The organism is Brevibacterium siliguriense (assembly GCF_900105315.1).
GTDB lineage: Bacteria > Actinomycetota > Actinomycetes > Actinomycetales > Brevibacteriaceae > Brevibacterium > Brevibacterium siliguriense.
Window position 1 is genome coordinate 896,435 of sequence record NZ_LT629766.1, and the last position, 13,447, is coordinate 909,881.

The 13,447-nt window shown below is 65.1% G+C and carries 11 protein-coding genes; 5 read left to right on the forward strand and 6 right to left on the reverse strand.

Features of this window, described 5'->3' with window-relative positions:
- Positions 1-52: 52 nt before the first annotated feature.
- Entirely contained in the window at positions 53-751 is a 699-nt protein-coding gene (locus BLU88_RS03880) for an NUDIX hydrolase (RefSeq protein WP_092017147.1), read from the reverse strand.
- Between the two features lie 33 nt (positions 752-784).
- Positions 785-916, reverse strand: a complete 132-nt coding sequence (locus tag BLU88_RS18900; RefSeq protein ID WP_269457665.1) for a hypothetical protein — start codon at positions 914-916, stop codon at positions 785-787.
- A 69-nt stretch (positions 917-985) separates the two neighbouring features.
- On the opposite strand from BLU88_RS18900, the gene cls reads away from it, so the two are divergent.
- Entirely contained in the window at positions 986-2,482 is a 1,497-nt protein-coding gene (gene cls, locus BLU88_RS03885; protein ID WP_092010166.1) for a cardiolipin synthase, read from the forward strand.
- A gap of 236 nt (positions 2,483-2,718) precedes the next feature.
- On the opposite strand, the gene BLU88_RS03895 is transcribed toward cls, so the two are convergent.
- The gene (locus BLU88_RS03895) at positions 2,719-3,114 is read right to left on the reverse strand and encodes a hypothetical protein (protein ID WP_092010170.1); all 396 of its coding nucleotides are present in this window, start codon (positions 3,112-3,114) and stop codon (positions 2,719-2,721) included.
- Between the two features lie 171 nt (positions 3,115-3,285).
- Positions 3,286-4,320, reverse strand: a complete 1,035-nt coding sequence (locus BLU88_RS03900; RefSeq protein WP_092010172.1) for an agmatine deiminase family protein — start codon at positions 4,318-4,320, stop codon at positions 3,286-3,288.
- A gap of 324 nt (positions 4,321-4,644) precedes the next feature.
- Between BLU88_RS03900 and BLU88_RS03905 the strand changes: the two genes are divergently transcribed.
- The 3 genes from BLU88_RS03905 to BLU88_RS03915 all read left to right on the forward strand — a co-directional run bounded on the left by BLU88_RS03905 (position 4,645) and on the right by BLU88_RS03915 (position 8,122).
- Positions 4,645-5,820, forward strand: a complete 1,176-nt coding sequence (locus BLU88_RS03905) for a CaiB/BaiF CoA transferase family protein (protein ID WP_092010174.1) — start codon at positions 4,645-4,647, stop codon at positions 5,818-5,820.
- Between the two features lie 231 nt (positions 5,821-6,051).
- Positions 6,052-6,840, forward strand: coding sequence for a DUF5819 family protein (locus BLU88_RS03910; RefSeq protein WP_092010177.1), 789 nt, complete (start codon positions 6,052-6,054; stop codon positions 6,838-6,840).
- A complete protein-coding gene (locus BLU88_RS03915; protein ID WP_231939575.1) occupies positions 6,830-8,122 on the forward strand; it encodes an HTTM domain-containing protein in 1,293 nt (430 codons plus the stop codon). The genes BLU88_RS03910 and BLU88_RS03915 overlap by 11 nt, the downstream gene beginning before the upstream one ends.
- A 112-nt stretch (positions 8,123-8,234) precedes the next feature.
- Here the strand turns inward: BLU88_RS03915 and clpB are convergent, their stop codons facing one another.
- Entirely contained in the window at positions 8,235-10,841 is a 2,607-nt protein-coding gene (gene clpB, locus BLU88_RS03920) for an ATP-dependent chaperone ClpB (protein WP_092010179.1), read from the reverse strand.
- A gap of 120 nt (positions 10,842-10,961) precedes the next feature.
- Complete coding sequence (locus tag BLU88_RS03925) at positions 10,962-12,539, reverse strand: Na+/H+ antiporter (protein ID WP_092010181.1); 1,578 nt, start codon at positions 12,537-12,539, stop codon at positions 10,962-10,964.
- A gap of 109 nt (positions 12,540-12,648) precedes the next feature.
- Here BLU88_RS03925 and BLU88_RS03930 point away from each other — a divergent pair, with 109 nt between their 5' ends.
- The gene (locus tag BLU88_RS03930) at positions 12,649-13,428 is read left to right on the forward strand and encodes an enoyl-CoA hydratase (RefSeq protein WP_092010183.1); all 780 of its coding nucleotides are present in this window, start codon (positions 12,649-12,651) and stop codon (positions 13,426-13,428) included.
- The last annotated feature ends 19 nt before the right edge of the window (positions 13,429-13,447 follow it).

Genomic DNA, 13,447 nt, shown 5'->3' on the forward strand with positions numbered 1-13,447 from the left:
CTCGCGTCCTGCAGCGAACAGCGGATTACGGGATTCAGGCGATGAACCGAGCTCAGGAACCGCGGTTGGAAGGGAACTCCGGGCGGACGGGGTCGATGATCCGGTCGGCGGCGACCACCTCGGCGACGGTGGAGAACTCTGAGAGCTCACGCAGCAGGACGAACGTCGGACGCATGAGCTTGAGCTTGCCTTCCCCCTCGTCGGCGAGGATCCCGGTCACGGAGCGCCATTCGCTCATGTGCGCTTCCGTCGTCTGATGCTTGGCGGCCAGCTCGGGAGCGGCGATCGTATAGAAGTACGTGTCGAAGCGTTTCGGTCGGCCCAGGGGAGTCACCCAGTTCGCCCATGGCATGAGCCCCGCCGGGTCGAGGACCGCGCCCGTCTCCTCCTCGACCTCGCGCACAGCGGTGGCGAGCAGGACACGCCAACCCTCGGCATCCTCGGCAATGGTCGACTTCGACCAGGCGGAGGTGTGCGCCTGTGGATCGGGAACGGTGATGGACGGTGCAGTCGTCGAATCGACGGGGTCGACGCGACCGCCGGGGAAGACGACGACGCCGGCGGCGAAGTCCATCGTCGACACCCGGTGCTGGACGAAGACCTCGAGTCCTTCGTCCCCGTCGCGGAGCATGAGCACGCTGACGGCGGGCTTGATCGGGACCGCCTCGGCGTCGATGATATCGGGACCGCGGCTCGCGCTGTCGGCGGTATCCGAACGGTCGGAGCCCTCGGGGTTGATGTCTCGAATCACGTTCAGCACCTTCGCTCTCAGCAATTGATGTCCTCATCCAGTATGCCCGGGGGCTGACAGGCGGCCGACGTCGGGGGTGGGCGGAGTGAGCCCGGCGACGAACGGGCGACCGGCAGTGGGGTGGGCCGTGAATGCACTGGCCAGGCAGGATACGATGGGGGACAATCTGACATCCTCAATCTGAGGCCGATAACCCAACCGGTGACGAACAGGGCGGGGCTGAACGGGCAATATATGAGCAGTTTCGGGATCTATCCGTTCTTCACGATCAACCAGGCTTGGCCGAACTGGCTGATCATCATCCTCCTGTTGATCGACATGATCATCCGCATCATCGCGCTCGGGTGGATTCCGCACAACCGCAGGCCATCTGTCGCGCTCGGCTGGCTGCTCGCGATCTTCCTCATCCCCTATGTGGGCATTGCGGCGTTCCTGCTGCTGGGTTCGGCGAAGCTGCCGAAACGGCGGCGGGACAAACAGTCGAAGATGAACCACCTCTTCCGGGATCAGATCCGCCACCAGGCGATCGTCGGGCGTCAGGACCATATGCCCGAACCCCTGAGCACCGCGGCGCAGCTCAACTTCGACCTCGGGGCCCTGCCGATGACCCACGGCAACTCCTTCGACCTCCACGTCGACAACCATGCCTGCATGGAGGCGATGGCAGACGCCGTCGACCGCGCACAGCGGTTCGTCCACTTCGAGTTCTACATCGTCGCCATCGACGACACGACGAGGCGGCTGCTCGAATCGCTGTTGGCCGCTCACCGGCGCGGTGTGAGTGTTCGGGTGCTCATCGACCATGTGGGATCGCTGGGCTATCCGGGGTATTCGGAACTGGTGAAGAAGCTCGACCGATCGGGCATCAGCTGGCGCCGTGCCCTGCCGATCCGACCGTGGAGAGGCGAGTACCAGCGCCCCGACCTGCGCAATCATCGCAAGATCCTCGTCGTCGACGGGGAGGTTGCGTTCACCGGTTCGCAGAACATCATCGACCGCACCTACAACAAGGCCCGCAATCGCAGGAAGGGATTCCAGTGGAAGGACCTGTCGGTGGAATGCCGCGGGCCGGTCGTCGAAGAGCTCGATGCCGTGTTCATCACCGACTGGTACTCGGAGACCGACGAGATCCTCGACGAACCCGACAGCTTCGAACTCGAAGCCCCCGAATTCGGCGGCATCCAGGCGCAGATCGTGCCGTCCGGTCCGGGTTTCGAAGACGAGAACAATCTGCGCCTGTTCAACCACCTCATCTACAACGCGAACCGCAGCGTCGTCGTCTGCTCACCGTACTTCGTGCCCGACGAGTCGCTGCTGCACGCGCTGACGACCGAAGCCAGATCGGGAGTCGACGTGCGCCTCTATGTCGGCGAGACGAGCGATCACTGGCTGACCCACAAAGCGCAGCAGTCCTACTATGACGAGCTGGTGCGGGCCGGGGTGCGGATCTTCATGTATCACGCTCCGACGGTGCTGCACTCGAAGTTCCTCATCATCGACGACGAGGTCTCGATCATCGGTTCGTCGAATATGGACGAACGGTCCTTCGCAATGAACCTCGAGGTCACCCTCTTCATCGTCAACAAGGAATTCACCCAGCGCATGTACGACCTCGAAGCCGAACGCTATGCACCGAACTCCGTCGAACTCAATGTCGAGGAATGGCAGGCGCGGCCGCTGCTGAAGAAGTATCTGGAGAACGTGGCCCGGCTGACGAGCTCACTGCTGTAGGTGGCGGAGGAATTCGCGGGCGGAGAGCTGCCCGAGGCCGGTGGAAGTGCTGTTGGTTGCCGGCTGAATCCGCGAAAGGCACAGAAAAGGGGTGAACAGCCCAGTTTCGAACATGGGCTGTTCGCTGTGGCTGTTCGCCTTCTTCTGGGCTATGGCGGTACGACTCAACCAGTCCGCCGACGGGGCCGCGAACGGGCTGCCACGAAAGCGCGGCTGCTCAGCCAGTTCGCCGACGCTCAGTCGTCGTCGGCGACTCCGGCCGGGCCTTCGTCGTCGAGGTGACGTTCTGGATCGGCGACCGTGTCCTTGGCCTTCGGCGACGGCACGTGCACGGCGGCACCGCCTGATGCCTTTGCGCCGGCCGAATCCTCGTCACCATCGAACTCGGAGACGGGAGAGCTCGTGGCAGCGGCGGCATTGACCTTGTCGGCTGCGGTCTGCACCGCATCGGCGACAGCCGGCGACTTCTCGCGGATCGACTGGTTGGCCTTCTCGACGGTGTCCTGGACCCGCGGGTCGGTCCACAGATCCTGAGCCTGGGCCTTCAGCCGTTCGTAGCTCTGGCGCCCGGTGCGTGATCCCAGAATGAATCCGACTCCGAGACCGGTCAGGAGAATCAATCTCTTCTTCATGGTCGTGCTCCTCTTCGCAACTCGACGTCACAGCATTCGGCTCTGCTGTGCGACACAGGTCCGATCAGCAATGGAACCGCGTACGGGCACTGTGCCCTCGGCACCAGCTTATACCGAGTCGGGCCCGTACGGGGATGGAATCGCGCTCGCCTTCATCGCGGGGTTCTCGGCTCAGCCCAGACTCGGCTGCTGCTGGGTGATGCAGTGGATTCCGCCCCCGCGGGCGAAGAGCTCGCGTGCATCGACCCCGACGACCTTCCGGCCCGGGTAGACGCGCTCAAGCACGGCGGCCGCCTCGGCGTCCATCGGATCATCGAAGGTGCACGCGATGACTCCGCCGTTGGTGACGAGATGATTGACATACGAGTAGTCGATCCATCCCTCCTCGTCGCGCAGCACTTCGGGGGCCGGGATCGGCACCACTTCGAAGGGTGTGCCGTCGGCGGTGGTCTCGGCCGCGAACTGCTCCTTGAGCGCACGACTGAATTCGAAGTCCGGATGTTCGGGATTGCGCTGATCGTGGACGAGGACGACTCCGGGGCTGGGCATCGCGGCGACGATGTCGACATGTCCCCGGGTGCCGAAGGTCTGATTGTCCCGGTGGAGTCCGCGGTCGAGCCAGATGACCTTCTTCGCCCCGATCGTGCGCGCAAACTCGGCTTCCACATCGGCTTCGGTCAGCCCCGGATTGCGGCCGGGATCGAGTTGGACGCTGCGGGTCGCGAGCACCGTGCCTTCGCCGTCGACGTGGAATCCGCCGCCTTCGTTGCGCAGATCCGAGGACACCACGGGCGTCCCGGCGAGGCTCGCGACGAACTGTCCGATGTGCTCATCGTGATCCCAGGTCGCCCACTCCTGCGCGCCCCACCCGTTGAACACCCAGTCCACCGCGTGCAGCGCTCCAGCCTCGTCGACGACGAAGCTCGGCCCGATATCGCGCATCCACGCATCGTCGAGCTCGGCATTGACGACGGTGATCTCATGGTTGATCCCCTCTCCGAGGTGGGCCTTGGCCTGCGCTGTCTGTGCACTGGTCACCACGACCGTGACTGGGGTGAATTCGCTGGTGGCGCGGGCAACGGCGGCCCAGGTGGCGCGTGCGGCCTCGGCTTCGGACTCCGTGTCGCCGAGGGCGTATCCCGACGATGGGAACGCCATCCAGACTCGGTCCTGGGCGGCGGTCTCCGCCGGCATGTGCAACGTCATCGTTCATCCCTTCGCTTGGCCAGTCGCTGAGGCCGAGTGTAGCCAGAATCTCGCCGAGGCGGTCGACGGATTTCGCAGGTCCGCCCCCGGATCTGCGCACCGGCCAGCCCGGGGGAGTCGGCCAGTCGAGTCCACCTGGGCAACCGGGGAGTTCACGTCGTCAGCCGGGGAAGTCCACCAAGGCAGCCGACGGAGTCCGCGGAGCCGACCGGGCAGTCAACGGCCACGGGAGTCCGTATAGTCTGGCAGGGAGTCAGAGATCTGGCCCGGACCCGCGCATCGGACCCGGAGCCAGCGACCGATCGCGTGCGAAGGAGGCTGCAAGTGGAAGACCAGGATCTGCAGGAGATGTTCGGCAGACGGGGGACGGGGCCACTGGCCGGAACCGTCGTGGCCGACTTCTCCCGAGTCCTTGCCGGACCCTACGCGACGATGATGCTTGCGGACCTGGGAGCCACGGTCATCAAGGTGGAGGGGAAGACCGGGGACGATACACGTCACTGGGCGCCGCCTCGGCGAGGGGATGATGCGACGTACTTCCTCACGGCGAACCGGAACAAGCACTCCGTCGTCCTGGATTTCAAGGACGAGGAGGACCTCGCCTTCGCCCAGCAGCTCGCCGCGCGAGCCGACGTGTTCGTGGAGAACTTCAAGGCCGGGGGACTGGCGAAGTACGGGCTCGGCTATGAGACGGTCAGCGCAGTCAACCCCGGAATCGTCTACGCCTCGGTGACGGGTTTCGGCCGGGGCAACCCGCAGCCGGGCTACGACCTGCTCATCCAAGGTCTGTCCGGGTTCATGTCGGTGACCGGTTCCGAGGAATCGGGCCCGGTCAAAGCCGGCGTCGCCGTCGTCGACGTGATCACGGGACTGCACACCGCGGTGGGCATCCTCGGTGCGCTCACCCATCGCAAGGACACCGGGGTCGGTCAGCTGGTGGAGACGAACCTGCTGTCCTCGGCGCTGTCCGGACTGGCGAACCAGACCTCGGCGTACGTGGCCGGCGGCGTGACTCCGCAGGCGATGGGCAACAAGCACCCGAGCCTGTACCCGTACCAGCCGATGCCCACGGCCGAGGGGCAGATCATCATCGCATGCGGCAACGACAAGCAGTTCGCTCGTCTCGCCGAGGTGCTCGGCCACCCCGAATGGGCCGCCGACGAGCGGTTCGCGAACTTCGCCGACCGCAACGTCAACCGCGACGACCTCGAACCCGAGCTCATCGCGGCGCTGAGTGAGAAGACGAACCAGGAATGGTTCGACATTCTCACCGCGGCGGGGCTGCCCTGCGCACCGATCAACTCCATCGCCCAAGGCGTGGACCTGGCATCGTCGCTGGGACTCGAACCCGTCGCCGAGGCGGGGTCCGGCGATCGCGTCATCCCCACCGTCCGCAACCCGATCCGCTTGTCCGAGACCCCACCCAGCTACGAACTGGCCCCTCCGACGCTCGGCGATTCCACCGAAGCGGTCAAGGCGTGGCTGCGAGCGGCCGAGTAGCGCCCGACCGAGTTCGACGTCGACTGTGCGCCGCGAATCGGCAAGTCATTGTGTGTCCAATGACCGCGAATGATTCTCGCGAATGATTCTGTCGGTACACGGGCGGGCAGTGGGACAGCTGAAGTACGCTATTGACTGTGCGTTGTCACCGAAGGATCTGCAACGCGCCCCATGAGGCGAGGGGACCTGCGGTGACGACAGTCGTATTCCCAAGAGAATTCCGGAACCGAGATGGACAATCAGCCGACCGAGGTCACTCCTCGGCGACGTTCGGCGGTGAAACGGGCCCTGATGGTCATCGCCATGGTGATCACGGGCTTCCATATCTTCGCCAGCTTCCTGTGGATCGCCCCTGCCTCGACGATGCGGGAGGTGATTCCCGGCGACCTACTCTCCAAGTACATGATCCCGCTGTGGGGACAGTCGTGGAGCGTGTTCGCCCCCGAACCGATCAACGGTGACTACTACTTCGACGTGCGTGCGGTGATCAAGACCGACAACGGCGAAGAGATCACCCAGTGGGTGCGGGCCACTGATGTCGAGCTCGACCACTCGACGTACAAGCTCTTTCCGCCGCGGTCGGCGGGACTGGGAATCGGCGTGGCCTCGGACATCAAGGGCTCCTGGGAGGAGCTGCCCGATGACCAGAAGGCGATCGTCAAACTCGACTACTTCAAGGGCGACGATTCCGTCGACCGGCTGGAGACGAAGCTGAAGGAATACGACGATCCGGAGAACGCGATTCCCGCGTACCTGAAGAGCGAACACCTGGCCACTGCGTATGCGACGCAGGTGGCGAAGGCCATCTGGGGCGACGATGTCCAGCGCGTCCAGTACCAGGCCGCCCGTCAGAACGTCGTGCCTTTCGCCGACCGCAATGACAAAGGTGCGAAGCGCCCGAATATCCAACCCGTCCCGGTGGGATGGCGTGCGCTCGTCGTCGAAGATCACCAGTCGCAAGAGGAATTCACGAAGTACTTCTGCGCCTCGGACGAGGTGAGGTGCGTCGGTGAACAGTGACGACACGAACCGTAAGGGTGGAAACGACCGCGACGCAGAGGTCACGGATCAGCGGACCGGCACGGCTGCTTCGGCGCAGGAATCCGTGCCAGAATTCGGACTCGTTCCGGTGACGACCCTCGTGCGGACGAAGCTCTCGCAGGGGTGGAACTGGCTCGAGGAGATGCTCACCGGCCGGTACCACGCGACGTACGGGCTGGCGGTGACGCGGATCCTCATCGGGTTCACCGGGCTCGGCCTCATCCTCACGAACTTCAATGCTCGGCACTACGCCTTCGGCGTGGGGTCGGCCTGGAACGGGGAGATCGCCGAACCCAAGAGCGACTTCCCGACCATCTGGCTCTTCTCCCTCTTCCACCGGGCGGTGACGGTGCCGCCGCTGTTCACCGCGATGATGATCGGACTCGCGCTGCTGGCGGTCGTCATCATCCTCGGCTGGCGCACACGAATCGTTCTGCCGGTCTACCTCGTGCTGTGGGTGAGCTTCATCGAGCTCAACGACGGGGCCGGCGACCAGGGAGACAACGCCTACCGGATGTTCATGATCGCCCTGCTCTTCGCGGATACGACCCGCCGGTGGTCCCTCGACGCCAGACGGCGGGCGCGGAACCCGGAGTTCCCGGACCGCGACGGCGGACAGTGGCGCTGGGCGCTCATCATGGCCAACAACCTCGCCATCGTCGTGCTCGCATTCCAGGTGTGCGCTATCTACATGTCCGGCGGCCTGTACAAAGCCGGCGGCGAAGCCTGGCAGCACGGATTCGCCGTGTACAACCCTCTGCACACTCAGCAGTTCGGCACATGGCCGGTGCTGTCAGACCTGATGACGGCATGGGGGCCGATGGTCGTGGCGATCTCGTGGGGATCGATCCTCTTCCAGTGTGCCTTCCCGTTCATGCTCTTCAACCGCTACACCCGCATCATTGCGCTGTTGGGCATCCTGTCCTTCCACCTCGGCATCGCGCTGCTCATGGGCCTGCCGTGGTTCTCGCTGACGATGATCGCCGTCGACGCGATCTTCATCCGCGACCGTTCGTTCGCGAAGGTCAGGGGCTACCTGCGGCATTGGTGGAAGTCGTCGGCGCCGAGGTCGGTCGCCGGGGCTGCTGGACCCGGCGCGTCTGCCGGCGGTTCGGGCGCGCGAGGCGGTTCGGCCGCGCGCAGGGGCGGTTCGGCTGTGGATTCAGGGGCGAAGGCAGGTTCCGCCGCGCGCGGCGGCGGATCGAAAGGCAAGTCCGCGAAGGCCGGGGCAAAGACGTCGTCAGGGTCGCGCAAAAAGTAGTCCCGCCCCGACGTTCGACGCCGCATCACAAAAGGTGCAGGGCATCAGGATCGAAACTGATGCCCTGCACCTTTTGTGGTTGCCTCTTGCGAACTCGCCGCGGCCAGGAGCCTTACCGTTTGGGGCGCAGCTCCAGGCCGGTGGCCTCGGGGTCCTCTGGCAGATCGACGACCACGGTGTCCCCGTCGACGATGTCGCCGGCGAGCAGGGCACGGGCCAGCTTGTCGCCGATCTCGCGCTGGACCAGCCTGCGCAGCGGCCGGGCACCGAATGCCGGATCGTAGCCTTCGAGAGCCAGCCAGTCCTCGGCACCCTGAGTGACCTCGAGCGAGACCCGACGGTCCGAGAGCCTGCGCGACATGTGCGCGATCTGCAGATCGACGATCGAAGCGAGCTCGGTCTGACTGAGTGCGTCGAAGATCACGATGTCATCGAGACGGTTGAGGAACTCGGGCTTGAACGTCGAATGCACGACATCGAGCACCTTGGACCTCTGCTCCTCGGTCGACAGATTCTTGTCGACGAGGAACTGCGAACCGAGGTTCGAGGTCAGGATCAGGATGGTGTTCCTGAAGTCGACCGTGCGTCCCTGACCATCGGTGAGCCGACCGTCGTCGAGGACCTGCAGCAGGATATCGAACACGGACGGGTGCGCCTTCTCCACTTCGTCGAGCAGGACGACGGAGTACGGCCGACGGCGGACCGCCTCGGTGAGTTGGCCGCCCTCGTCGTATCCGACGTAGCCCGGAGGGGCACCGACGAGACGGGACACGGTGTGTTTCTCACCGTATTCGCTCATATCGATCCTGATCAGGGCCTTCTCGTCGTCGAAGAGGAAGTCCGCGAGAGACTTCGCGAGCTCCGTCTTGCCGACACCGGTCGGTCCGAGGAACAGGAACGAACCGGTCGGACGATCCGGATCGGCGACACCGGCGCGCGAACGGCGGATGGCGTCGGAGACCGCGGCGACGGCGTTCTTCTGTCCGATGAGACGTTCACCGAGGATGCCCTCCGCGCCGAGCAGCTTCTCGACCTCACCCTGGACGAGACGTCCGGCGGGGATGCCCGTCCACGAGGAGACCACCTCGGCGATGTCGTTGCTCGAGACCTTGTCCGAGACCATCTGATCCGAATTCGCTCCCGCTTCGGCCTGGGCTTCGGCGGCTTCGGCCTCGGCGATCTCCTTCTGCACGGCGGGGATCTCGCCGTAGAGCAGACGGGACGCGGTCTCGAGGTCCGTGTCGCGCTGAGCCTTCTCGGCGGCCGAACGCAGCTCGTCGAGCTTCGTCTTCAGCTCACCGACCCGGTTGAGGCCGGCGCGCTGGGACTCCCACGTGGCCTCAAGTCCGCGCAGCTCCTCCTCCTTGTCGGCGAGATCGGCGCGCAGGGCGCTCAGCCTCTCGACGGACGCGGAGTCGGTCTCCTTCGCCAGCGCCATGTCCTCCATCTTCAGTCGATCCACGGCGCGGCGGAGCTCATCGATCTCGACCGGAGCCGAATCGATCTCCATCCGCAGGCGGGAAGCCGCCTCGTCGACGAGGTCGATGGCCTTGTCCGGCAGCTGTCGGCCGGTGATGTACCGGTTCGACATTGTCGCGGCCGCGACCAGGGCGCCGTCGTTGATGGTGACCTTGTGGTGGGCTTCGTAGCGTTCCTTGAGCCCGCGCAGGATCGCGATCGTGTCCTCGACGCTGGGCTCACCGACGAACACCTGCTGGAACCGGCGTTCCAGGGCGGGGTCCTTCTCGATGTTCTCGCGGTACTCGTCCAGCGTGGTGGCACCGATCATCCGCAGCTCACCGCGGGCGAGCATCGGTTTGAGCATATTGCCCGCGTCCATCGAGGAGTCCCCGCCGGCACCGGCACCGACGATCGTGTGCAGTTCGTCTATGAAGGTGATGATCCGGCCGTCGGCGTTCTTGATCTCCTCGAGCACGGCCTTGAACCGCTCCTCGAACTCGCCGCGGTACTTCGCCCCGGCGACCATGGCGGACAGGTCGAGGCTGATGAGCGTCTTGTCGCGCAACGATTCGGGTACGTCACCGGCCACGATCCGCTGGGCCAGGCCTTCGACGACGGAGGTCTTGCCGACGCCGGGCTCACCGATGAGGACGGGGTTGTTCTTCGTCCTGCGGGAGAGCACCTGTACGACGCGGCGCACTTCCTTATCGCGGCCGATCACCGGGTCGAGTCTGCCCTCACGGGCGACTGCGGTGAGATCGATACCGAACTTCTCCAGCGACTGCATCGTCTCCTCGGGGTTCTCCGAGGTGACTTTCTTGCCGGCGCGCAGTTCGGGAAGGGCCGCCAGCAGCGCGTCCCGGTTCGCTCCATTCGCACGCAGCGCCTCACCCGTGGTGTCCTGGCCGGCCGCGGCGGCCAGCAGCAGGTGTTCGGTCGAGACGAACTGATCGCCGAGTGCGGTCATCTCCTCCTGCGCGAGGTTCATCATCTCCAGGCCCGCGCGGGAGAGCCCCGGCTGGCTGACGGTGGAACCGCTGACGGTGGGGAATCCGCTGATCACGGATTCGATCGACCGGAGCACGGCCTGCGGGTCGGCACCGACCTTCGTCAGCAGGGTGGCGGCCAGCGAATCGGGCTGGCCGAGCAGGGCCGCGACGAGGTGAGCCGGTTCTATCTGGTTATTCTTCCGGGCGACGACGTCGTTGACCGCAGTCTGCAGCGCCTCCCGGGATTTGGTTGTCATCTGTGCGTCCATGTACGCATCTCCTCTTCAGAATTCTGTGCTGATTTCAGCTCTCGAAAAGAACAACACCAACAAAGTTGAGTCTATTCCACTCAACCTTCAGAATCGAAGAAGAATTTCGCCGAGGCGCCCCTACCGGGTGATGACTGACTGGAGGTCGAAGCGGTGGAGCACCCGGTCGGCGATCTCCGGATCGGTGCCGCGTTCGCGACGGGCCTTGAGCACCTCGGCGCGGGCGGACTGCATGGCCTTCTTCTGCACCTGCATCATCTGCTCCCGGTGCTCCTTGAACGCCATCGCCTGTTCCGAGCTCGCCTGGTCATCGGTGGTTCCGCTGAGCTGATCGTGCAGGACCTTGAACCGTGCCCGCAGAGGTTCGATGACGTCGTCGGGCAGGCTGTCGTCGTTCTTGATCTCGCGCATCGCGGCTTTGTAGGCCCGAAGTGCGATGTCCCTGGTGGCCTGATGCTCCTTCTCCGCTTCGTCGTCGATGCCGAGGAGGGCGACGACCGTCGGGAAGCTCAAACCCGCCAGCACCAGAGTGACCAGCAGGACCACCGCGGCCGCGACGACGATATAGGACCGCCCGGGGAACGGTGCGCCGGAACTCGTCGTGGCCGGGATGGACAGGGCCAGTGCGACGGTGGCCAGGCCGCGCATCCCGCCCCAGGTCATCAGCGTCGCATCGCGGACGCTCAGGGGCGCGGCATCCGGATCCTCCTCGCGTCTCTTGCGTTCGATGACCGTGCCCAACAGCAGCCACACGAAGCGGACGGCGACGACCACGACGGCGATGAGGGCACCGACGAGGATCGCCCGCCCGAGGTCGGCGTGCTCGGATTCGACGATGAGGCGCAGATCGAGGCCGATGAGACCGAAGGCGATTCCGGTGATGAGCATCTCGAGGACCTGCCACGTCGAATTCTGCGTCACCCGCTCCGCCGAATTGCCCTCGACATCGCGGCGTCGCACCTCGAGGGCCGCGACGACGACGGCGATGACTCCGCTGGCGTGGAAGTGCTCGGCCACGAGGTAGACGCCGAAGGGCAGGACGAGCATGAGCGAGGACCGAGCGATCGTGTGGTCGATCTTCTCCATCACCCACCATGCGGCGAAGGACAGAACCAGTCCGACGATGATCGCCACGACGGCGGAGACGACGAATGACACGGCCAGATCTGCGTAGTCCACCTCGGTGCCGGCCAGGACCGCGGCCATTGCGGTCTGGAAGATGACCAGGGAGGCGGCATCGTTGAACAGGCCCTCGCTCTGCAGGGTCGACATGATGCGGCGGGGGATCGAGACGGTGCTGGCCACGGCTTCGACGGCGACGGGGTCGGGCGGGGCGAGCATGGCGCCGAGTGCAATGGCAGCGGCGATCGTGATTCCGGGGATGAGGAAGACCGCGGACCCGGCGACGGCGGCCACGGTCACCCCGACCAGGGCCACGGACATGCCGAGGATCGTGCGCCACCGGATCGCGAACAGCGCCCACGATGTCTTCTGCGCGGCGGCGAAGAGCAGGGGCGGCAGGAACAGGGGGAGGACGAGCTCGGGGTCGATAGCCACCTCGGCGAAGGTGGGGATGAACGCGCCGGCGATGCCGATGAGGACCATCAGCGCCGGCCAGGGAAGCTTGAGCTTCTGCCCCAATCCGACCACCACAGAGGTGGCGGCTCCGAATCCGATGATCATCAGCAACGTGGTCATGCCAGTCCCTCCGAACCGCTCCCACCGGGGCGGATAAGTCCGGAGGCGGGCGGAAAAATGTCGGCGCAGATTCCGCGCCGGGTCCGCAGACCTTTGGCAGAATGAGGCTATGTCGGAATCAATTGTATTCGGCCACCTCGACGACGGAGTCGCGTCCGTGACGATCAACCGGCCGTCCACGCGCAATGCGCTGTCGCGCACGGTCATGGAGGACCTCATCGGCACCCTCACCGAGGTGGCCGAGCGCGCCGATGTGCGCGCGGTCATCCTCAACACCGCCGGTCATGTGTTCAGCTCCGGTCATGATCTCACCGAGATCCGTGGTGCCGATCATGCCACGCAGCAGACCACGTTCGATGCGTGTGTGCGGCTGATGCAGCTCATCCAGTCCATCCCGCAGCCGGTCATCGCGCAGGTGCAGGGAGTGGCCACTGCTGCGGGCTGCCAGCTGGTGGCGACCTGCGATCTGGCGGTCGCCGCCGAGTCCGCCAGGTTCGCCACTCCCGGGGTGAAGATCGGTCTGTTCTGTTCGACTCCGATGGTGGCACTCTCCCGTGCGGTGCCGGCGAAGCAGGCGATGCGGATGCTGCTGACCGGTGATTTCGTGACCGCTGCAGATGCGCTGAAGTTCGGCCTCGTCTCCGATGTCGTCGCCGATGCTGACCTGGAGTCGGCCACCTTGGAATTGGCTCTCAAGGTCGCGTCCGCCTCGTCGGCTACAGTTGCCCTAGGAAAAGCCGCGTTCTACGAACAGCGGGAACTGCCTGTGGCCGATGCCTATGCGCGGATGTCGCAGGTGATGGCGGACAATGCCGTTGCAGCCGATGCGCAGGAGGGGATCGACGCCTTCCTGACGAAGAGGGAACCGCAGTGGCAGCACCGCCGCTGAGGCGGTGGGCATGAAGAGG

Bases quoted from the DNA above. Each gene is read 5' to 3' on its own strand.
- BLU88_RS03930 (WP_092010183.1), top strand. From the start codon at position 12,649: ATGTCGGAATCAATTGTATTCGGCCACCTCGACGACGGAGTCGCGTCC.
- BLU88_RS03895 (WP_092010170.1), bottom strand. From the start codon at position 3,114: ATGAAGAAGAGATTGATTCTCCTGACCGGTCTCGGAGTCGGATTCATT.
- clpB (WP_092010179.1), bottom strand. From the start codon at position 10,841: ATGGACGCACAGATGACAACCAAATCCCGGGAGGCGCTGCAGACTGCG.
- cls (WP_092010166.1), top strand. From the start codon at position 986: ATGAGCAGTTTCGGGATCTATCCGTTCTTCACGATCAACCAGGCTTGG.
- BLU88_RS03900 (WP_092010172.1), bottom strand. From the start codon at position 4,320: ATGACGTTGCACATGCCGGCGGAGACCGCCGCCCAGGACCGAGTCTGG.
- BLU88_RS03910 (WP_092010177.1), top strand. From the start codon at position 6,052: ATGGACAATCAGCCGACCGAGGTCACTCCTCGGCGACGTTCGGCGGTG.
- BLU88_RS03925 (WP_092010181.1), bottom strand. From the start codon at position 12,539: ATGACCACGTTGCTGATGATCATCGGATTCGGAGCCGCCACCTCTGTG.